Genomic DNA, 21,085 nt, shown 5'->3' with positions numbered 1-21,085 from the left:
CAGCAAACAAACCAGGAGGCTTTTGGGGGGATCATGACAAGGACTTCGCTCGGCATCGCGGCCATCGCATTCATGGTCTCCATATCGGTTGCAAGCGCTTCGGAAACGACGATACCGGCAGCATTTCACGGTGTCTGGCAACCCGCGGAACCCGGAATGGCTCCGACCTGCCTTCCCAAGGACGCCGACATGCGCCAGACCATATCTGCCGAACGGGTAGATTTCCACGAAGGTATCTGCTGGCCCACGGCGATATCCGTCACTGGCGCGCAGAGCCTTCGTATCGACGCGCGCTGCGAACAGGAGGATTCGTCGTGGGAGTCGCGGCAAGAATGGCATGTAGAAGATAGCAACGGCCGGCGGCGTCTTTCGATTAACAACCTTGATCCTGCGCGGCCCTATCAGGTCAGAATGGGTCTTTGTTCGGGTGAAGTGTCAAACGGCGACACCGATTCAACCTCCAGATCGAATGTTTTTCCGTTTCCAGACGGGCGGTACGTCACCGACAAGGCCCTGTGCGGCCTGAGCGAACAGGAGATGCTCGAACGCCACGGCGACATGCTCGGCACCATGGTGAGGGTGATTGATGGCCCAAGCCTGACCAACGCCTACGAAATGCAATGCACAGTGGGTGATGTCAGGGTTGAGGGCGACGACGTTCGCTTCCGTGCCCAATGCGGCAGAGAGGGGCAAGCCGACACCGTGAACGGCAGATATGTGCGCCTGTCCCCGACGTCCTTCCGCCTGGGGCAAAGAACGTTCAGCCTTTGTGGTACAGATGCAGCCCCGCCACAGACCGCGTCAACCTGCTATCGCAACGGCATGTCCGAACTGGCAATCCGGCCCAATGTCGACGGCACGGCCAATATCGACATCGAGTCGGTACAAGGAAATGCTCATATCTGCTCTCTTGTGGGAACCGCATCACGCACAGATATTGGATATCAATACAGCGCCCGCCTCGATGACGACCGCCAGTGCGAGCTTACGATCGTGCTTGATGAAAATGGAAGCGTAACCTTCAAGGACCCGGACTGGACGTGCAAACAGTATCATTGCGGCGCGCGCGCTGCGTTCGAGCATATCGAATTCAGCCCCGCAACTCGCGTGTCCTGCAACTAGGTTCAGGACTCATTGTTCATAGCCAGAAGATGACGGTTGCGGCGAGAGCGATGGCTGAGAAGAAGGCCATTGGGCACCTGTCATAGCGTGTCGCGACACTCCAGTCCTTGAGGCGCCCGAACATGATCTCAATTCGGTTACGGCGTTTGTAGCGGCGCTTGTCGTACTTGACGGCCTTGTTCCGGGATTTCCGACCGGGGATGCAGGGAGTGATGCCCTTGGCCTGTAAAGCGTCACGAAACCAGTCGGCATCATAGCCACGATCGGCCAGCAGCCATTTGGCCTTGGGAAGTTCATCAAGCAGGGCGGCAGCGCCGGTGTAATCGCTGACCTGGCCTGCCGTTATAAAGAAACTGATCGGGCGGCCATTCGCATCCGTTACGGCATGAAGCTTGGTGTTCATGCCACCTTTTGTGCGGCCTATCAGGCGACCCGCACCCCCTTTTTTACCCGCAGGCTGGAAGCCGTGCGGTGTGCCTTGAGATAGGTCGCGTCGATCATGATCGTTTTGCGCTCTGGAGCCTCAGGCACAGCCAGGCCTTCCATCATTTGGATGAAGATGCCTTTGTCACCCCAGCGTTTCCAGCGGTTATAAAGCGTCTTGGAGGGGCCATATTCCTTTGGCGCATCGCGCCACCTGAGGCCATTACGGTTGACGAAGATTATGCCGCTCAGAACGCGTCGATCATCAACGCGCTGGCGACCATGGCTCTTGGGGAAGTAGGGCTGAAGACGAGCCATTTGCTCGTCCGTAAGCCAAAACAAATTGCTCATCAGTCAGGCTCCTGCGCGTCCACCTGAATCACAGCCGTCACTTCAAATCAATGGGTCCTGACCCTAGGGTAGTCCCGCGGTGGTGTCGATTCATCCCCATCGGTTCTATTTCGGTCCGTTGGCGCCATTAAACCTAAAATCATCCCGATCGGTTCTTTTGTCTTCCTTTTGCCCCATCTGATGATATAATCATCCCGATAGGGGTGATTATGGAAAAGATCAAAGATACGAAAAGCCTCGGTATGCTGATCCGTCAGGAGCGCAAACAGCAGGGTTTAACCCAGGAGCAATTGGCCGGGGTGATTGGTGTGGGCGTACGTTTTCTGCGTGAACTCGAAGCCGGCAAAGAGAGCTGCCAGATTGGCCGTGCGATGCAAGTCTTGGCCGGTCTTGGTCTTATTGTTTCGGTCGGGCGTCGCCAGGGCCCGCGATCATGACCCGCGTCTTGGACGTCTATTTTCGCGACACCAAGGCGGGCGTACTCGGCCGGCTTGACGACGGCCTGCTGACTTTTGCCTACGGTGGCGCGTATCTCCTGGACCAACGATCGCGTGCGATCTCGTTCTCAATGCCCCTGCAAGAAGAACCCTTTGGTGATCAGGTGGTGCGTCCTTTTTTCTCCGGTCTCTTGCCGGACGAGGGGGCGCGGCAACGCCTCGCTGGAGCGCTCGGCCTTTCGGCAGGCAACGCCTTCGGGCTACTCGAAATTATCGGGGGCGAATGCGCAGGTGCCTTGTCACTCTATCCCACCGGCACGGCGCCCGAACCTCCCGGCCAGTCCCAAGCCGAAATTCTTACTGCGGAACGTCTGGAAGAAATTCTCAGCAGGCTGCGGACCCGGCCTTTGCTTGGCGGAGACGAGGGCATTCGCCTATCGCTCGCCGGCGCGCAGGATAAACTGGCGGTCGTTGTCGATGGAGATTCCATTGCCTTGGCGAGAGATGGTCGACCAACGACCCATATCTTGAAACCAGTCATCCAGGCGTTGGAAGGCACGGTGGAGAACGAGTATTTTTGTATGCGGCTGGCTGCCCGCCTCAAGCTGCCGGTACCCCATGTCGAGATACGCCTAGACGGGGCGACTGCCTTTCTCCTGGTTGAGCGTTATGATCGGACGAAAGCTGCAGACGGCATCATTGAGCGCCTACACCAGGAAGACTTCTGCCAGGCCCTTAGCGTGCCGCCGGAGCTGAAGTATGAGGCCGAGGGCGGACCGGGGACAGAACATGCTCTCAGGCTGATCGACCAGGCCTGCGCTAGACCTGCCGCGGATCGGTTGCAATTCATCCGCATGCTGGTTTTCCATTATCTCGTCGGCAACGCTGATGCCCACGGAAAGAACTACGCCCTGCTTTATGGCTCCGATGAACCGGATCTGGCGCCGATCTACGATGTCGTTTGCACGGCCGTTTATCCCCGCTTGTCAAAGAGGCTCGCCATGAAAATTGGTGGCCGCGATGTGCCCGACACCATCCAACTGAAGCATTGGAAGACATTGGTGCCCGAAACCAAATCTTCTCAGCGCATCCTTGTTCGCGATCTTGCCCAAATGGCCGAAAGGATTGTGAGCGAGGCCGATGCCCTTGTTGCAGAACTGGCCGACGAGGGGATCAGGCACCCCATCTTGAACGCAATTCGCAAGGTCATCTCAAGCCGGGCTGGTTTGCTACAGAGAGCCGCGGAGCAGGTGTCTTAAGCAGTCGAATGGTCTCGATATCCACCGCTTTGTCCTAGGACAAACGGGTCGGTGGTTCGTATCCGTTCAAGAGCGGAGACGGCCGCCCGGCTGAGACCCTATCTGCGATTGTAGCCTAACAGCGGCCTCGCGCCCCCATGCCGGACTTATAGAACAGCAATGGGGCAACTTGGAAGCAGGCGTCGATAGCAGTAACCCGCAATTACACAACCTGCTTCTCGCCGAACGCTCCCGCCTCGACCAAGGCCGAGACGATGACGCCTGCAACGAGAGCCCAGAAAGGCGCGCTGATGCCGAGCAGCGAGACGTTCGACATGGCGACGGCGAGCGCCACGAAAGCGCCGGTCTGGTTGCCGAGCGACTTGCCGAAGGCGTTCTGGAAGGCCGACAGGAGCACGCCGATCATGGCGAGGCCGGCGACGGTACCGATGAGGGCGGACGGCAGGCTCAGCACGATCGGGACGGCGGCGCCGGCAAGCAGGCCGAAGGCAGAGAAGAGCACGCCGTTGACGACGGTCGCGGCATAGCGCCCGTCCTTGTTCTCGCCGGCCTGTTCGGACGAGCATATTGCCGTCATCGGGCCGGCAATATTGGCATTGTGGCCGCCGAGGAAACCGGCCGCGACGCCACCGATGCCGGAAAGGATCGTCATCGCGTTGACCGGCGGCTTGTAGCCTTCGGCCATCAGCACGCCGGTTGCCTGCGCGTTCTCGGCACCGATCACGAGAAGGGCGAGCGGGATGGCGATCGCGAAGAAGGCATCAACGGAGAAGACCGGCATGGTGAATTCCGGCGCGGCAAAGGCGATGTTGGCAGCACCGCCGCCGACCGCACCCGTCGCAAGCGCCGCGATGAGGCCGGCGACAAGCGCAGCCAGCACCGGCGGTATGGTCTTGGTCAGCCGCATCGAGATGAAGAAGGCGAGGATCGCGGCACCTGCAATCAGCGGTGCCGAGCCGAGCGCCGTCACGGTTCCGATCGCAAACCGGATCAATGCTCCGGCGATCATCGCCATGACGATCGGCATTGGCAGCCAGCGCATCACCTTGCCGATCAGCCCGGTGACCCCGAGCAAGAGAACCAGCAAGCCCGCCAGGATGAATGCGCCGACGGCTTCGTTAAATGGAATGGTCGCAATTGAGCCCGCGACGAGCGCCGCACCCGGGATCGAATAGGCGCCGTTGATCGGCTGTTTGTAGTAAAGTGCCAGCAGCATGCTGATAAACCCGCCGAGCACGTAGATCGCAAAGAGCCAGGCGACGGTCTGCCCGTTGCTGAGATGGCCAGCCTCGGCCGCGCCGATGACGATGAGAGCCGGGCCGGAGCAGCCGAAGATCGCGGCGACGAGACCGGCGCTCATCGTCTTGATGCCGAGATGCTTCGGCAGGTCCCTGAGGCCCGACGCAAGGCCGGGTCCCCGTTCCACAAGGCGCCTTTCCTGTGTCGTCTGCTGTGTCGTATCCATTTTCAATCCTCCCGAAGCGGATCCGAGGCCGCTCCCTCCTCGTGGAAAACGTGGCCGGGTCCCCGCCCGGCCAGTGGTTCAGCGCCCGACGAAGGCCGGCGCGCGCTTTTCGTGAAAGGCGAGCACGCCTTCGCGGAAATCCTCCGATGTGCGAAGCCGGCTGTAGCAATGGCCCTCGAGCTCGATGGCCGTCGACAAGAGCGCATCGTCCGTGTCGTTGAGCAGCTTCTTTGCCGTGCGCTGGGCGAGCGGCGAGAAGCCGATCAGTTCCTCGACGAGCGCATCAACGGCCTTTTCAAGATCGGCATCCGCAACGATCTCCGAGGCAATGCCCCAGTCGTAGGCCTCCTGGCCGGTGATCCGCTTCGAGCGCATGACGATGTTCTTGGTGCGGGTGACACCCACCATCTTCTGGAGGCGGGCCGAACCGCCGGAGCCGGGGATCTGGCCAAGCTTCTGCTCGGGCAGCGCGTAGCGCGTGGTCTCGGTCGCGATGCGGAAGTCGCAGGCGAGCGACAGTTCGAAGCCGACGCCGAAGCAATAGCCGCGGTTGGCGGCAATCACTGGCTTGGAGCAGCGGGCCGGCGCCGCGATGTTCCAGGCGAGGTGCGACACGTGTTCCGGGCTTGCCTCGAGGAAGCCCTTGATGTTGCCGCCGGACGAGAAGTGCTCGCCCTTGCCGGCAACGACGATGATGCGGATGCGGTCGTCCTTGTCGAGCGCCTCGAAGACGAGGCGCAACTGGTCGCGCGCGAGCATCGAGACGACGTTGTAGGGCGGCCGGTCGAGCGTGATGTCGGCGCGCTGGCGGGCCGCGTCGATCGTGACGGTGAAGCCGTCGAGTTCGGCAAGGCGGGGGTCCTGGAATGTGGCTTGTTCGGCCATGCGATGTCCTTTCGTGGGTCTGGCGGCGTCCGGCCGCTCACTGATGCTCGGGGATGCGTTCTTCGGTGTATTCGCCGGCAACCAGGAGGCGGCGCAGCAGCTTGCCGACGGGGGATTTCGGGATCGCCTCGACGAAGACGAAGCGGCGCGGGCGGCGGAAATTGGCAAGGCCGGATTCGCGACAATGGCGGTCGAGATCCTCGGCCGTGACATCACCGCGCCGCTTGACGAAGGCGACGACGATCTTGCCCCAGCGCTCGTCGGGCAGGCCGACGACGGCGACTTCCGCGACGCCCTCATGCAGCGACAGGCAGCTTTCCACCTCGACCGGTGACACGTTCTCGCCGCCGGTGATGATCATGTCGTCGGAGCGTCCGGTGACGAAGAGGTCGCCCTCCGCGTTGCTGAACCCGGTGTCGCCGGTGAAGTACCAGCCGCCGTGAAGCGCCTTGGCATCCGCGTCGGGCCGGTTCCAGTAACCCTCGAAGGCCTCGTCGCTCTTCATCAGGGCGACGATCTCGCCCTCCTCGCCGACGGCCGCCCGTTCGTCCGGGTTGCGGCTGCCGAGCTTGACGACCCGGATCGTCTGGTTGATGCCGGCGCGGCCGGCGGAGCCGGGCTTGCCCGCGGCCTTCTGTTCGATGGTGAAGGTGTAGATTTCTGATGAGCCGTAGTGATTGACGAAGAGCTCCGGCCGAAAGGTCTGGTCGAGCCGCTTCAGGAGCCCGTCGGTCATCGAGGCGCCGGCATAGCCGAGCTTGGTGACGGAGGCGACGCGTTCGGGCGAGAACGCCTCGTGATGCACGAGGTCGTGGTAGAGCGTCGGCACGAGGTACAGATTGGTGATCTTCTCCTCTTCGATGAGGTCGAGCGCCTTCGCCACGTCAAAGCGCGGCAGGCAGACGAAGGTGCCGCCGATCAACGATGAGGCGATCAGCGAGCGCACGCCCATCGTGTGGTAGAGCGGCATGACACCGAGCGTGCGCTCGCCATGCCGGTAAAGGTTCTGCGCCACGTGGGCGACGGCGCCTGCGCGTTCGGCCCGGTGGCGGCGCGGCACGCCCTTCGGCTTCGACGTCGTGCCTGACGTATAGAGCATCAGCGACCAGTCTGCGGCGTCTGCCATCGGCGTCGCATCAGGGGCGCTGCCGTCCATGATGCGGGCGAGCGTATCGGCGGAGAATTGCGGCAGGTCCTGAGCAAGGCGGGACTGGCGTACGGCCTCTTCGGTCGAAGCCTCGTAGAACACGGCCTTCGCATCGGCATCGGCAATGCCGAAGTCGATTTCGTCGGCCTTCGTCCGCCAGTTGAGCGGCGTGACGATCAGGCCGAGGAACTGGCAGGCCCAGTGCAGCGACGCGTTCTCCCAGCGGTTCTGCATGGCGGTAAGCACATGGTCGCCCCGCGTCAGGCCGGTCTCGCCGAGGGCCGCGGCAAGCGCCGAAACCTTGCCGTACCAGTCGCGATAGGTCAGTCGCATCTCGCCATCGACGATCGCGAGCGCGTCCGGGTCGCGCTCGACGCTCGCAAGAAAGCTCGTTCCAAGATCAAGCATTCGGTGTCTCCTCCTTGCGTTGTTCCTCCGCGGCGGCCAGCGCCGCCTCGACGATGGTCGCGTAGCCCGTGCACCGGCAGAGATGGCCGGAGAGGTGCTCGCGGATGTCTTCCCGGCCCGCGTCCGGCTGCTCGCGCAAGAGTGCGTCGAGCGACATCAGGATGCCGGGGGTGCAAAAGCCGCATTGCAGGCCGTGGTGGCGGCGAAAGGCCGCCTGAAGCGGCGAGAGCACCGCCGGGTCTGGCGCCAGCGCCTCGACGGTCCTGACATCGCTGCCGCGCACCTGCTGGGCGAGCGTCAGGCAGGCACGCGCCGGCTTACCGTCGATCTGCACGGTGCATGCGCCGCAGACGCCGTGTTCGCAGCCGACATGGGTGCCGGTGAGCCCGATCTCGTGGCGAAGCAAGTCGGAGAGCAGCATGCGGTTTTCGGCTTCCGCGCTGACCGCCTTGCCGTTCAGCGTGAAGTCGATCGTGTGTTTACGGGCAGCGTTCAGGCGCGGCATCGGCTTGCCTCCTTCAGCGTCTCGCGGCCGAGGCTGCGGACCAGTTCGCGCCGGTAGCGGGCGCTTGCGTGAATGTCGTCGCGGGCGTTCAGCGACCAGGCGATGTCGTTGATGGCATCGTCGAACTGGTCGTTATCAAGCGCCGGCAGCGGGAAGACGCGGGGCCGGTCGTCGACACCGGCAATGCCGAGCCGCAGGCCCTTCTCGTCGGCAATGGCGGCAGAGGCCACGATGGCGAAATCGCCATGCCGGCGGCCGACCTCGCGAAAGGCATAGCCGCAGCCGGGTCTCGCCTTCGGGAAATGCACGGCCTCGATCATTTCGCCCTCCGCAAGGTCGGTCGCCATCATTCCGATGAAGAAGTCGTCCGCCTCGACCCTGCGCTTCTGCTTGCGGCTGCGCAGGCTGACCGCGCCGCCGAGCGTGACCAGTGAAAGCGGCAGCTCGGCGCTCGGGTCGGCATGGGCGATCGAGCCGCAGACCGTGCCGCGCGCGCGTGTCTGCACATGGCCGAGCCAGGGGAAGGCGGCGGCCAGAAGCGGCAGGTCGCGCGAAAGGTCTGTCCAGGCTTCCAGTTCGGCCTGCCGCACGCCGGCGCCGACGATGATCTCGTCGCCCGATGTCTCGATCCGGCGCAACGCTTCAAGCCGCATGATGTCAACGAGCAGGGACGGTCGGGCGAGCCGCATGTTGAGCATCGGTACCAGAGACTGGCCGCCGGCGATCACCCGCGCGTCGCCGCCGCCGTCTGCGAGCGCGGCAAGCGCCTCCTCCAGCGTGTCCGGACAGAGGAAATCGAAGGATGCGGGTTTCATCGGCGTCTCCTGAACAGGGCGACAAGCCGCTGGATAAGGCCGGCGGCGGCGCTGGGAGGCCCTCCGCCGCCGGCGTGACGGGCAAGCGCCTGGAAGAACTGTCCGATCACCACGCGCGCCGCGCCGTCGAGAAGTCGGCCGCCCACAGAGGCGACCTTGCCGCCGATCGCGGCCTCATACCGATAGTCTATTCGGGTGCCGGTCGCCGTTTCAGTCAGCGTGACGCGGCCCGTGCCGCAGCCGGAGCCGAGCGCGCCTTCCGTGCCGCCGGAGAGCGTGACGGCTTCCGGCTCGACCATGTCGGAGAGGCGGATGTCGGCGCGGTAGCGGCCCTTGACCGGTCCGATGCCGAGCGTCACCTCCGCGCGGAAATGGGTGTCGGAGACCTTGCGGACCTCATGCGCGCCGGGAATGATCGCCTTCAGCGTGTTCGGGTCGAGCAGCATCGCCCAGACGGATTGGCGGGTGGCGGTAACTTCGGCCGAGCCCGAACCGGTTAGCATCCGCTCGCCGGAGGCGCCGGTCGCGACCGGTGCTGCATTCTGCGGCGCCGTCCGCGGGCGCTCCTCGCCATAGAGCCATTCGCTGACCCGGCTCGGCGACAGCGGCAGTCTTATGTCCTCGACGCCGAGCGCATCGGCGACGGCGTTGGCGATGCAGACCGGCGTCGACATGCAATTGCCCTCGCCGACACCCTTGGCGCCGAGTGGCGTGAAGGGCGAGGGCGTCTCGTGATGGAGGATCAGCGGCTCCGGCGTCTCCATGACGGTCGGGATCAGGTAGTCGGCGAGCGTGCCGGTCAGGAAGCTGCCGTCGCCGCCATAGGCATATTCCTCGTAGAGTGCCGCGCCGACGGCCTGGGCAAAGCCGCCGCGCACCTGGCCATCGACCATGCCGGGATGCAGGATACGGCCGCAATCGTGCATCGTCACATAGCGGTCGATGCTGATCTGGCCGGTCGCCCGGTCGATCTCCACGCCGCAGAAGTCGAAGATGAAGCCGTGGCAGAGCGACGAGTTGATACCGTCCGCCGCCGTCGGTGCCTGAAGTTGGTCCGGCGTCCAGAACACCGTTTCCCGGATCGTCTGGCCGGTGCCCTCGGGCAGCGTACTGGGCGCCCAGTGGCTTGCCGCCGCGACTCGGCCGAAGGAGACGGCATTGTCTGGATTGTCGCGATCGACGAGCTTTCCGGCCCTGAAGTCTATCCGATCCGCCGTGATGTTGAGTTGACCGGCGGCGATCGTTGCAAGCTTTGACCGGATACGGTCGGCTGCAAGGGCTGCGGCACCTGCAACGGCGGGCGCGAAGCGGCTGGCATAGTTGCCGGACGCGATCGACCAGGCGTCGCGCGCCGTGTCGAGTTCCGTGTTGACGCGCACGGCTTCCATCGCAAGTCCGAGCCGCTCGGCAACCACCTGCGCCAGAACGGTGCGGTGGCCCTGGCCCTGCGGCACCGATGCGACCTTGACGTTGACGGAGCCGAGCGGATCGATGGCGACGGTCGCCACCGCCTGCGCGCCGTTCTTCGGTCCGGCCTTCGCCCGCTCCTCCGGCGTCAGCAAGGTTGTGATGTAGCCCATGTTGGAGACGCTCGGCTCGACCACCGCGGCATAGCCAATACCATAGAGCCGCCCTTCGGCGCGTGCAGCGTCGCGTCGCTGCCGCAGAGCTTCAAGGCCGCCTTCAGCGCAGGCGCGGTCGAGCGCTGTCTGGTAGTCGCCGGAATCGAGCAGCCCGCCGGTCGCGGTGCGATAGGGGAAGGCGTTGGCCGGCACGAGATTGCGGCGGATGACGTCGAGACGGTCCAGGCCGAGTTCGTCGGCGATCTTGTGGATGAGGCGCTCGAGAGCGAAATAGATCTGCGGTCCGCCGAAGCCGCGGTTCAGCCCGGTCGGTGTCTTGTTGGTGAGCACGACGCGGTTGCGGATGGCCACGTTTTCAATCGCATAGGCGCCGGTCATGTTGCCATGCATGCGGTAGAGCGTCGCCGGTTCCGGTGCGCGCAGATGGGCGCCGCAGTCTTCCAGCTGATCCCAGCTAAGCGCCGTGATGCGGCCGTCCGCGGCAACGGCCGCCTCCAGCGTCGTGACGCGGTTGGTCGCAGAAACGGAAGCAGTCAGATGTTCGAGCCGGTCCTCGATCCATTTCACCGGCCGCCCGGAAACGCGGGCGGCGACGGCGGCGAGTATGACATAGGGAAAGACGCCCTGCTTGATGCCGAAGGAACCGCCGGAATCGGGCGGCGTGCGAAGCCGCATGCGGTTGCCCGGCACGTTCAGCGCGCGGGAGATCACCGCATGGATCGAGAACGGACCCTGGAAATTTGCCGTGACGTCATAGGCGTCTTCGCCGGGTTCGTATTCCGCGATAACGCCATAGGTCTCTATCGGCGTGCAGGAATTGCGCGGATAGGCGATGCGGATCGAAATGCGGTGGGCCGCCTCCGCGAGGGCTGCTTCCGGATTGCCATAGCGAAAGGTGCGTTCGTTGATGAGGTTGCTGCCGAGCGAGGGATGCAGCACCGGTGCATCGGCCGCCAGCGCCTTTTCGGGATCGACGACGGCATTGAACGTCTCGTAGTCGACGTCGATCAGGTCGAGTGCGTCTTCGGCGACATAGCGGTTTTCGGCGACGACAAGGGCAACGGGTTCGCCGACATAGCGCACCCGGTCACGGGCGATCGGCCAGCATTCGACATTGGCCTTGACCCCGACCGTCATGCTGCGCGTGAGCCGGGCCACGTCCTCGCCGGTCATGACGGCAAAGACGCCGGGCAGCGCGCGGGCGGCGGTCGTATCGATCGCCCGGATCCCGGCATGACCATGCGGCGAGCGCAGGATCGCCATATGCGCGGTGTCGCGCCGGACCGGCAGGTCGTCGATGTAGCGGCCGCGGCCGGTCAATAGCCCGGCATCCTCGACCCGTTCGACGGTTCGCCCGACAAGGGCCCCCGTCATCTCCAATCTCGTCATTCGCTCCTCCCGCACCCGTCCGTGAAGGGGTGCCGTGGAGCAAAGGGTGGCGAAGGGCGGCCGATCGGGCGATACCGAGAGGTATCAGACCTTACCGAGGAGTCTCAAAATCGCTTGCGGTGAGCCGGGTGACATTGCGGAAGATGCTCGGCGAGGAGCCGGCGTGATCGTGGAAGAAGCGCGAGAAATGCGCCGGCACGGAAAATCCGAGCTGGTCGCCTATCGCAGCAAAGCTTTCCGTGCCGTCGGCAACGGCCGTGACCGCCCGTTCGAGCCGCTGGACATTGAGAAAGACACGCGGCGTGACCCCCATCGACGTCTCGAACAGCCGGAAGAAATGCGCCCGAGAGAGACCGACGTCGGTCGCGAGCAGATCGAGATCGGCGATCTCACCCGGTGCCGCTTTCATGCGCTCGACAGCCTTTCGGATGCGGAAGTCGAGCAGGGGACGGGATGCGAGATCGCGGATCGAGTTCGGCACGGCGCGCCAGTCGGCGAAACGCTCGATGACGGCGACCATCAGCTCGCCGAGAAGCACCTCGTGCGCCTCGGCACTGTTCGGCTCCTTCACCATGGCCTCGGCAAGCGTGCGCGTGCGCGAACGAATATCGGGCGTAATGGCACCGACATTGGTGGCAAAGAAATCGGGCGCATGGCTTGCCGCCCAGTTCGGCCGGAAATGGCCGAGCCATTGTGGCTCGATGTAGAGCGCGAGGATCACCGTCTTCGGCCGTGACTGGTCGTGCGCATAGGCATGCGGCTCCCAGGCATTGATCAGAACGGCGCTTTCATCGGTGAGTGGCACGAGCCGGTCGCGCACCGAAAACTGCGTATCGGCGCCCTCGACCTTCAACAGGACATGGCAATGCGGGTGCGCGTGCCGCACAAGGGGCCGATCCATATCCAGCAGCGCCACTCTCCCGAAGCGGCCACGTGCGATGCGCAGAGCATTCGACATTGCTCAAATATTGGCCATTTCGCAGAAACTGCAAGTCCGGACGGGTTTCAGCCCTCAAAACCGGTTTTGATCGGAATCCTTCAGGCCGACGAGCCTGAGCCTTCTGAGAACTTCTCAAGGCGCGGGCGCGCCACATTTTGGCTGGGCGCTCATCGATTACCGCCCGACGCCTCGATCGCCTCCCGCAAGGCATCCGCCAACTGCCGTCGCGTGTAGGGCTTTGCCAGCGGCCGGAACCGCGAGGTGGCGCCGATGCGTTCGATGTCGGCGTAGCCGGTTGCCAGGACGACCGGGAGGTTCGGATGCTGGGTCCTGACCTCGTTCGCCAGGGCGCGACCATCGATCGGACCGGGCATGACCACGTCGGAGAAGACGAGATCGAAGGGGCCGTCCGTTTGGAGGATCCGCAACGCTTCCGTTGCATCGCCCGCGCTGGTGACGGAATAGCCGAGCGAAACGAGCGTTCCGGCGGCGAAGTCGCGGACCATCGGATCATCCTCGACGACGAGAATTCGCTCGTTGCCACCCCCCAGCACCCGGTTCGTGACGGGTTCGGCAGGCGTGTCCGTCGACGCCAGACGGGGAAAGGACAGCGAAACGGTCGTTCCCTTGCCGGGCTCCGATTCAATCTTGATCCGACCTCCGGATTGCCGCACGAAGCCGTAGACCATGCTGAGACCGAGCCCGCTGCCCTTGCCGAAGGGCTTCGTAGTGAAGAAGGGCTCGAAGGCTTTTGCGCGCGTTTCCGTGTCCATGCCAAAGCCATCGTCGGAGATCCGGACCATGGCATCGTCGCCGCTTCGCGCCGTCGAAATGCTCACCCTGCCGCCATTGGGCATTGCATCGCGGGCATTGATGCAAAGGTTCATGATCGACGCTTCCAGTTGTGCCGCATCCGCTCTCACGTGACCTGCCGCCGGATCGAGATCAAGGTGCAGGATGATCGTTTCGCCAAGTGCCGCCGACAGCAAACCCTCCATGGCCCGGATGGAAGTGTTGATGTCGAGGGACGCCGGTTCGAGAGGCTGCCGTCCCGCGAAGGTGAGGAGCTGGCGCGTGAGGGCGGCGCCCTGCCGCGAAGCCTTGTGGTTCAACTGCGCGATCGCGGACAGTCGCGGATCAGCAATTTCGTCGGCCAAGGTCTCCGCCGTGCCCATGATAACAGTCAACAGGTTGTTGAAGTCATGGGCGACGCCGCCCGTCAGCTGGCCGATGGCTTCCAGCCGCTGTGCCTGCAACCGTTTTGCCTCGTTCAGCCGAGTCTCGGTGATGTCGCGCACGCCGCCGACCATCCGGGTTGCCGCGCCTGCGGCATTGCGGATGATGTGGCCCTGGTCGAGAACCTCGGCATATGTCCCCGTTCCCCGGCGAAAGCGGTATTCTTCCAGCCACGTGTCGACCGCGCCGTCCACCGCGGCAAGCACGCTGGAGGCAACGCGTTCGCGGTCGTCCGGGTGGATCCTCGATTCCCATTCCCGAAACCCGTCCTCAACAGGCACGTCGTCATGCCCGAAGACGGATGCGATGTTGCTGTTCCATTGCACACGACCGGTCGCAATGTCCCAGTCCCAGATCGCGTCCGTCGTCATCATCGCGACGATCGAGAAGCGTTCCTCGCTTTCCGCCAGCCGTTCCGCTGCTCTCTTCTTCTCCGTTATGTCGCGACCGGTCGCAACGAAATGCGTGGCGCCTCCATCGGAACCGACAATGGGAGCGATGCTCATGTCCACCCAGTATTCACGGCCGTCCCTGGCGTAGTTCAGAATTTCGGCCCGGATCGGCCTCGGCAATGCGATGCCGCGATTGACCTTTTCGATGGTCTCGGCATCGGTCCGCGGCCCCTGCAGGAAACCGGGCGAGCGACCGAGCGCGTCCTGCGGCGAATAGCCGGTGATCCGGACGAAGGCGTCGTTGACATAGACGATCGCTTGCCGGTCCCCGGGCTGCGATGCGGCTTTCGTGATGATGACGAAGTCTTCAATCCTCGAGATCGCCATTTCCAGCAGGTGCAGATGTTGGTCGGCCGCATGCCGTTTCGTCACGTCCCGGAAATAGACGGTCAACCCTCCCGCACCCGGATAGGCAGTGACCGAGAACCAGGCGTTCAGCGACTCGTAGAAGACCTCGAAATCGGCCGTCCTGTTCTCACGGACGGCGCGCTCGTAGTGCTGCCGGATGATGCCGGATGAGGCTTCGGGAAATTCCTGCCAGATCGGGCGACCCAGAAGCGTCGACCGCGGGCGCTCAAGCAGGCGCTCGGCCTGATGGTTGAGATAGGTGAAGCGCCAGTCGGTATCGAGTTGAAAGAAGGCATCGCTGATGTTTTCCATCGACTCGGCGAAACGTCGCTCGAGATCCCTTGCCGTATCCTCCAGCCGCTTGCGTTCGTCGATATCCTGGAGGGCGCCCTGGATGCGGGAGATACGGCCCATGTCATCGCGGATGGCAACGCCGATGGCGCGAACCCATTTCCGCCGGCCCGCGCCATCGATGATCTCCACCTCGATATCGTAGGGCAGGCCGGTTGCGACGCAGGTTTCGAAGTGCCGCGTGATCGTATCTCTCCATTCCGGTGCGAAATAGCCGATCCCCTCTTCGAGCGTGACTGTCTTGCCCCTTGGTCGCTCGTGGATCGCCCAGATTTCATCCGACCATTCGATGCGCCGGTCGGGCAGGTGCACCACCCATCCGCCGAGCTTCGCGACCTTGCCGGCGATATCGAGAAGCGCCTGGTTCCCGTAGAGATCGCGCGGCCTCGGCTCGACCGCGCCGTGACGAAGCCGCAAGGCGATGAAGAGCGCGGCGCCGACGATCCAGAGCCAGAGATACTTCGACGGCCACGCGAGAACGAGAGCGGAGAGGCCGCCTGCAAGCAATCCTGCGGTGAACCGGTCCGCTGCGCATTGCCTGAAACCGGTCAGAGGGAAGCGAAAGATCGTGCCAGCGATTGCGTATGCCCGTCGCATGGTTTGCATCATCCTCAGTCGTCGTTGGGTCCAACCCGTCGATAATCGCCAATGGCGCCGCAATCCATCCAGGATCGCTGTAGTTTAACCTTTTTTAAATTTGGCGCGGCGGTCGCTTAAGGGAGGGCCGGTCTAATCGATGCCACCAAGAGCCGTATTTCTCGCCCTGACGGGAAAGAGATGCGGGCAAGCATCGAGGTGAGCCGGTGAAACCCACAAAGAGAACGACCTACCTTAGCCGCGTCGAATCCGACTATTTCGGCCGCAAATGGTACCGCCGCAGCGTCATGCTCTTTTGCAATCTGCTCTTCCCCGGCAGATGGATGCGAAAGACGCAGATCATCCGCTGCCTCATCATCGAATTGAGCGAGGGCGGCGCAACGGTGCGCATCGGCAAGTCGCAAATCCCGGATCATCTCTATCTCGTTATCGGCAGCTTTGACGTGGTGATTGGCAGTATCGTCGTTCAACGGGATCCGGGGGTCTTGCACCTTTGCTTCCTGAAGGAGTTGAGGCCGGCTTTCGTCAATCGGCTGGCACGTATGGAGTCCCCGTTCTCCACCTTGGAAAGCCTCAGCCCAACAACCATATCAGCAAGCAATAATGTGCAGCCAGCGCTGCGGCCAGTTCTACCCGCGCCCTATGACGCCCGGGACGGAAGCATGGGCCAAAACACCAGGTACCCGAAAAGACAATGAACATCATGATCATCGAAGATCAGCGCGACGTCGTTGATATGTTGCGGCTGAACTGGTCGGATTCGCGGGACCGGCTCGATTGCCTCACATCCGTAAGGCAGGCGAACCGCCTCATCCATTCGAACGAGCTGGCCGCCTATGACTGCATCCTCATCGATATCAACCTGACCGACGGGAGCGGGCTGGAACTGCTGCGCGAGGCGCGCGCGCGCTCCGATGTGCCGATCATCATGATCTCGGGCGCAGGCGATGCCGACAGCCGCGCAGACGCCATCAGCGTCGGTGCGGACGATTATGTGATGAAGCCGTTCAGCGTGAAAGAACTGCGCGCCCGCGTCCATCGCCTGCACGAGGCACGCCTGGGCCGTAGCGCCCTGCGGCAGAGCCTTGCATTCAGGATCGGCAATGTCGATTGCGACATCGGACGCCTGTCGATGGAGTTCGAGGGGGCCAGCCAGCCACTGACGGCGCTCGAAGGGCGGATATTGCAGGTTCTCCATGCCGGCGGCGGCGAGGATTGCCCAAAGTCGTGCATCGCCCGCCAGGCGCTCTTTCGCGAATACGACCCGCGCGACAAGACGATCGACGTCTATATCAACCGGTTGCGCGGCAAGCTGGCGGAACTCGATGCCGCAAGCGGCGATGCCATCAAGACGATCCGCGGCGTGGGCTATCGCCTGAGCGATATCCAGCAATAGCAGGGGGTGGAAGAGCCATATGCTTCAGTATCTTGATCGTCATGTGAATTCCGCCGAAGCGGTCGGACCCGACGGATCCCGGCCGGACGAAGCGGCTCGTCTCAAACGTCTGAGAGAACTCTCCACCGTGTCATCCGGCGCCGATCCGGTGCTCGATGCGCTCATCGATGCCGCCTGCCTGGCGGCCAACACGCCGATCGGCCTCATCACCCTGCTTGACGGTGAACGCCAGTGGTTCAAGTCGAAGCGGGGCATCGAAGGGGATGGCTCCCGCAGGGCGGACGCCTTCTGCGACCACACGATCCGCGCATCGATACCCTTCGTGGTGCCGGACGCCGCGCGCGATGTCCGTTTTGCAAACAACCCTTTCGTGACCGGAAGCGACAGGATCCGCTTTTATGCCGGCGTGCCGCTGGAGATCGAGCCGGGGCTTCGCCTCGGCTCGCTCTGCGTTCTCGACCGCGTGCCCAGGCGCCTTGGGGCCGACGTGCGCGGCTTGCTGGAGCGGCTTGCGCGTTGCGCCGTAGAAAGGCTCCTGCAAACCGAAGACCGGTATCTGCTATCCCGGATCGACCAAGGCAGGATCGATCGCGCGAAAGCTGACAAGGCGGCGCTGGCGCTTGCCGAAGCGGCGCTCGCTGAGGATCGCTTCGTGCTCCATTACCAGCCGAAGATCGCCCTCGATACGGGCCGGCGCGTCGGCTTCGAGGCCCTGTTGAGGCTCAGGAAAGCCGATGGTTCGGTACTCGGACCCGCGGCTTTTGCAGCGGCGCTCGACGAGCCGACCCTCTCCAGGCGCATCGGCAGCCAGGTGCTGCAAAGAGCCGTCGCGCAAGCCAAGGCGTGGGAGACAGCCGGCATCGATTTCGGCCATATCGCGATCAACGTCTCGTCGGCGCAGTTCATGGCCTTGCCGGGCAGCCCCGGCCTTGTCGAAGAAATCCTGGGCGCGACCCGGTCGGCAGGGCTGTCGCCGTATCGCATCCAGATCGAGGTTACGGAAGGGGTGATGCTGTCGGAGCAGGGCGGCGATATCGGCACGCAGCTGGAGGCGCTGCGGGTGGCGCGCTTTATCGTCGCCTTCGACGATTTCGGCACCGGCTTTGCGTCCCTCGTGCACCTGAAGGAGCTTGCCTATGACCAGATCAAGATCGACGGTTCCTTCGTGCGAGCAATGACAAGCTCCAACGCCGACCACGCCATCGTCAAGGCCATCGTCGACATGGCAAAGGCCATGGGAAAACACATCGTCGCCGAAGGTGTGGAAACCATGGCAGAACGCCAGGCCCTGCAGGAGCTGGGCTGCCACTACGGCCAGGGCTACCTTTTCGGCCGACCGGCCGGTGCATCCAAATGGCAGTTTTCTCCTGAATGAAAACCGGTCATTGCGAAGTGCGGGTAGGTGAATGGCCTGGAAAATTCTTGTAGTGTAATCTCTTAAAAACGTGGCTGGGGTTCAAATCCAATCAAGGCGATAGGCAGCCGTCAGTTGGAGTGCCACCTTAACATCTCAGTAGCTGAAGTTTACGCCACAAGGCGCCAGTTTAAGGTCCTCCCATGCGCCGAGGAACCACCAAGCCCTGCCGTAAAGCTCGGTGCAAGCCGGCCGAAGTCTGGCCCGATCATCCTGTCACGACACCGAGATACTGAAACGAAACTTCGTTTGGAAAGTGGCTCCCTCACGGACATAAAAGCGGACGGCGCCTTGATTCCACGTGGGTGTCTGCCATTCAATCCTGTCGATCCCCTCTACGCCCGCGTCCTCTCTTGCTCTTTCTAACAGAGCCTTGCCGACGCCACGCCCACGATGCCTTTGCGCAACGAACAGGCAGTCGAGATGCGCATACCGCCTTGCTCGCCAGACGGACCAGTCGAATGTCACAGCCGCATAGCCGAGGAGGTCTTTTCCCTCGGCCGCGACAAGGAAACGGACCGCCTGGCCCTCGGACTGCAGGCGCGCGAGATCGCTTTCGCTGAGAGTTGCGGCGCTCTTTTCGAACGCCGCGTGATCGCGGATCAAATGGAAGAGCTGTGAAGTGTCTGTGACAGAGGGCTTCCGAATTTTGTAACTCACTCGTCCAAGCCTTCTGCCAGTTCGAAGCCCTCGTCGATCCACCCTGTGATGCCACCGGCCATGATCTTCACCGGCCGCCCGAGTTCCGAAAGACGAAGCGCTCCACGCGCCGCTCCATTGCAGTGAGGTCCTGCGCAGTAGGTGACGAAGAGCGTGTCCTCGGGCCAGCGTTCCAGCTTTGAGCGCGTGATCTTGCCGTGGGGCAAATTGATCGCGCCCGGCACATGGCCCTTGGCAAACATGGCAGGACCACGAACGTCGAGCAGGACGAAACCCGGCTCGCGGGCGAGTGCGTCGTGAACATCCCAGCAATCTGTCTCAAAGGAGAACTCGGCTGCGAAATGTTCACGGGCGATGTCGCTTGGTGCGGCGGGTATGGAAATGACGGCGTTGGACATCGTAGGCTCCTTTGGAATGAGCTTTACTCTGGCCAAAACATGTTGACTCTTGCAACTGGCATAAATGACATAGTACAGGCATATCATGCCAAACAGCACCGGACCCCTTGTTGTCGCGCTTCTCTATGACGGGCTCTGCACTTTCGAGTTCGGTATCGTTGCGGAGATTTTCGGACTGACTCGTCCCGAGATGGGCAAGAACTGGTACAGGTTCGCAAGCTGCGCAGTCGACGACGGCCCGCTGCGCGCTCACGGTGGCTTCTTGCTCATGCCTGATCATGGTGCGGAGTTGATCGGTGACGCCGATATCATCGTGGTCCCAGGATGGCGGGGCGTTGATGCAGCGGTTCCTCAACGCTTGATCGACCTTCTTCGCGATGCCCATGCACGCGGCGCGCGATTGGCATCGATCTGTTCAGGAGCATTTGTCTTGGCGGCGACGGGTCTCCTCGACGGCGCCACCGTCGCCACGCACTGGCGCTACGCCGATGCCCTCAAAGCCCGCTATACGGATATCCTCGTGGATTCTGCCTCGCTCTATCGCTCTCATGGGCGCATCTCTACCTCGGCCGGAAGCGCAGCCGGGATTGACCTCTTGATCGAAATCGTCCGCCAGGACTTCGGGACCGATGCGGCCAACTCGGTTGCGCGACGTCTCGTGATGCCAGCCCATCGTACCGGCGGACAAGCGCAGTTTCTGGAGCGACCAGTCCCAGTGGCGCATCAGTCGGCGATTGCGCCTCTTCTCGATAAGATTCGGACAGAACTGCAATCAGCCTGGACGTTGCGACGCATGGCGAACGAATGCAATATGAGCCTTCGCACCTTCGTGCGACGATTTACCGAGGCGACAGGAGTACCTCCCGGGGAATGGATCGTCGGCGAACGGTGAGGTGGTCCCGCTTGGTGAGACAGTTCGGCGGCTTGGCTAAGGTGGATCGGGTTGGTTTCTACGCCGCCAGTCGCTCCGTCATTTGTGCCCTAGCATAGACTTCGTCGGGTGTCCTGCCGCCGAAGGTCGAGTGCGGGCGTCGCCGGTTGTAGTATTCGATCCATGAACCGATGCCGCTGCGGGCCTCGCTTCCCGTCTCGAACGCGCTGAGGAAGACGCATTCGTATTTGAGGCTGCGCCACAGCCGCTCGATAAAGACGTTGTCCATCCAGCGGCCGCGCCCGTCCATGGAGATGCGAATGCCCGCGTCCTTCAGCGTCGTCGTGAAGGCGAAGCTGGTGAACTGGCTTCCCTGATCGGTGTTGAAGATGTCGGGCCTGCCGTGGCGGGCGATCGCCTCTTCGAGGGCGGCGACGCAGAAGTCGGCGTCCATCGTGTTCGACAGACGCCAGGCCAGCACCTTGCGGCTGAACCAGTCCATGATGGCAACCAGGTAGAGGAAGCCGCGTCGCATCGGGAGTGGAGTAAGAAGCGCGGATGCGCTTCTCCTCCCCGAACCGTACGTGCACCTTTCAGCGCATACGGCTCTCTATTCAACCTTGGCCCATGGCC

At 62.9% G+C, this 21,085-nt stretch carries 18 protein-coding genes and 1 pseudogene; 7 read left to right on the top strand and 12 right to left on the bottom strand.

What is annotated here, in order from left to right:
• Positions 1 to 33 precede the first annotated feature (33 nt).
• Positions 34 to 1,122: a hypothetical protein gene (locus EV665_RS29445; RefSeq protein ID WP_133036877.1), complete on the top strand. Its 1,089-nt coding sequence runs from the start codon at positions 34 to 36 to the stop codon at positions 1,120 to 1,122.
• A gap of 16 nt (positions 1,123 to 1,138) precedes the next feature.
• Here EV665_RS29445 and EV665_RS29440 read toward each other — a convergent pair.
• Positions 1,139 to 1,896 (bottom strand): IS5 family transposase gene (locus tag EV665_RS29440; protein ID WP_133036876.1). Its coding sequence is split into 2 segments (ribosomal slippage): positions 1,139 to 1,572 and positions 1,572 to 1,896, totalling 759 coding nucleotides; the frame shifts between segments, so codons are not numbered across the junction.
• 209 nt (positions 1,897 to 2,105) lie between these two features.
• Between EV665_RS29440 and EV665_RS29435 the strand changes: the two genes are divergently transcribed.
• Together EV665_RS29435 and EV665_RS29430 are read left to right on the top strand one after the other, a co-directional pair.
• Entirely contained in the window at positions 2,106 to 2,333 is a 228-nt protein-coding gene (locus EV665_RS29435; protein WP_133036875.1) for a helix-turn-helix domain-containing protein, read from the top strand.
• Positions 2,330 to 3,592, top strand: coding sequence for a type II toxin-antitoxin system HipA family toxin (locus tag EV665_RS29430; RefSeq protein WP_133036874.1), 1,263 nt, complete (start codon positions 2,330 to 2,332; stop codon positions 3,590 to 3,592). The genes EV665_RS29435 and EV665_RS29430 overlap by 4 nt, the downstream gene beginning before the upstream one ends.
• A 202-nt stretch (positions 3,593 to 3,794) precedes the next feature.
• On the opposite strand, the gene EV665_RS29425 is transcribed toward EV665_RS29430, so the two are convergent.
• From EV665_RS29425 to EV665_RS29390, 8 genes are all read right to left on the bottom strand, one after another.
• On the bottom strand, positions 3,795 to 5,057 hold the full coding sequence (locus EV665_RS29425) for a benzoate/H(+) symporter BenE family transporter (protein ID WP_133036873.1): 1,263 nt from the start codon (positions 5,055 to 5,057) through the stop codon (positions 3,795 to 3,797).
• Between the two features lie 78 nt (positions 5,058 to 5,135).
• The gene (locus EV665_RS29420) at positions 5,136 to 5,942 is read right to left on the bottom strand and encodes an enoyl-CoA hydratase/isomerase family protein (RefSeq protein ID WP_133036872.1); all 807 of its coding nucleotides are present in this window, start codon (positions 5,940 to 5,942) and stop codon (positions 5,136 to 5,138) included.
• 37 nt (positions 5,943 to 5,979) lie between these two features.
• Entirely contained in the window at positions 5,980 to 7,497 is a 1,518-nt protein-coding gene (locus tag EV665_RS29415) for an AMP-binding protein (protein ID WP_133036871.1), read from the bottom strand.
• On the bottom strand, positions 7,490 to 8,002 hold the full coding sequence (locus EV665_RS29410; protein WP_133036870.1) for a (2Fe-2S)-binding protein: 513 nt from the start codon (positions 8,000 to 8,002) through the stop codon (positions 7,490 to 7,492). Before EV665_RS29410 ends, EV665_RS29415 begins: the two co-directional genes overlap by 8 nt.
• Positions 7,990 to 8,817 (bottom strand): FAD binding domain-containing protein, encoded by an 828-nt coding sequence (locus tag EV665_RS29405; RefSeq protein WP_133036869.1) that lies wholly within the window; start codon positions 8,815 to 8,817, stop codon positions 7,990 to 7,992. Before EV665_RS29405 ends, EV665_RS29410 begins: the two co-directional genes overlap by 13 nt.
• Positions 8,814 to 11,789 (bottom strand): xanthine dehydrogenase family protein molybdopterin-binding subunit, encoded by a 2,976-nt coding sequence (locus EV665_RS29400; protein WP_133036868.1) that lies wholly within the window; start codon positions 11,787 to 11,789, stop codon positions 8,814 to 8,816. Before EV665_RS29400 ends, EV665_RS29405 begins: the two co-directional genes overlap by 4 nt.
• 91 nt (positions 11,790 to 11,880) lie before the next feature.
• Positions 11,881 to 12,747, bottom strand: a complete 867-nt coding sequence (locus tag EV665_RS29395) for a helix-turn-helix transcriptional regulator (protein ID WP_133036867.1) — start codon at positions 12,745 to 12,747, stop codon at positions 11,881 to 11,883.
• Between the two features lie 149 nt (positions 12,748 to 12,896).
• A complete protein-coding gene (locus EV665_RS29390; RefSeq protein WP_133036866.1) occupies positions 12,897 to 15,725 on the bottom strand; it encodes a hybrid sensor histidine kinase/response regulator in 2,829 nt (942 codons plus the stop codon).
• Positions 15,726 to 15,919: 194 nt separating this feature from the next.
• Here EV665_RS29390 and EV665_RS29385 point away from each other — a divergent pair, with 194 nt between their 5' ends.
• Genes EV665_RS29385 through EV665_RS29375 form a run of 3 tightly spaced genes read left to right on the top strand, consistent with a single transcriptional unit; the run spans position 15,920 to position 18,484 of the window.
• Positions 15,920 to 16,411 carry a hypothetical protein gene (locus EV665_RS29385; RefSeq protein ID WP_133036865.1) on the top strand — a complete coding sequence of 164 codons (492 nt, stop codon included), beginning with the start codon at positions 15,920 to 15,922 and terminating at the stop codon, positions 16,409 to 16,411.
• Between the two features lie 5 nt (positions 16,412 to 16,416).
• Positions 16,417 to 17,109: a response regulator transcription factor gene (locus EV665_RS29380; RefSeq protein WP_162853207.1), complete on the top strand. Its 693-nt coding sequence runs from the start codon at positions 16,417 to 16,419 to the stop codon at positions 17,107 to 17,109.
• 43 nt (positions 17,110 to 17,152) lie between these two features.
• The gene (locus EV665_RS29375; RefSeq protein ID WP_162853206.1) at positions 17,153 to 18,484 is read left to right on the top strand and encodes a sensor domain-containing phosphodiesterase; all 1,332 of its coding nucleotides are present in this window, start codon (positions 17,153 to 17,155) and stop codon (positions 18,482 to 18,484) included.
• Between the two features lie 255 nt (positions 18,485 to 18,739).
• Here the strand turns inward: EV665_RS29375 and EV665_RS29370 are convergent, their stop codons facing one another.
• Complete coding sequence (locus EV665_RS29370; RefSeq protein ID WP_245507872.1) at positions 18,740 to 19,183, bottom strand: GNAT family N-acetyltransferase; 444 nt, start codon at positions 19,181 to 19,183, stop codon at positions 18,740 to 18,742.
• A complete protein-coding gene (locus tag EV665_RS29365) occupies positions 19,180 to 19,581 on the bottom strand; it encodes a rhodanese-like domain-containing protein (protein ID WP_133036862.1) in 402 nt (133 codons plus the stop codon). The genes EV665_RS29370 and EV665_RS29365 overlap by 4 nt, the downstream gene beginning before the upstream one ends.
• 85 nt (positions 19,582 to 19,666) lie before the next feature.
• Here EV665_RS29365 and EV665_RS29360 point away from each other — a divergent pair, with 85 nt between their 5' ends.
• On the top strand, positions 19,667 to 20,473 hold the full coding sequence (locus EV665_RS29360; protein ID WP_133036861.1) for a DJ-1/PfpI family protein: 807 nt from the start codon (positions 19,667 to 19,669) through the stop codon (positions 20,471 to 20,473).
• 58 nt (positions 20,474 to 20,531) lie between these two features.
• Here the strand turns inward: EV665_RS29360 and EV665_RS29355 are convergent.
• A pseudogene (locus tag EV665_RS29355) lies at positions 20,532 to 21,002 on the bottom strand (IS3 family transposase); the annotation flags it as partial.
• Between the last annotated feature and the right edge of the window lie 83 nt (positions 21,003 to 21,085).

The organism is Shinella granuli, from assembly GCF_004341885.1.
GTDB lineage: Bacteria > Pseudomonadota > Alphaproteobacteria > Rhizobiales > Rhizobiaceae > Shinella > Shinella granuli.
Note: the sequence above shows the minus strand (reverse complement) of the source record. Positions and strands in the feature narration are given on the sequence as shown.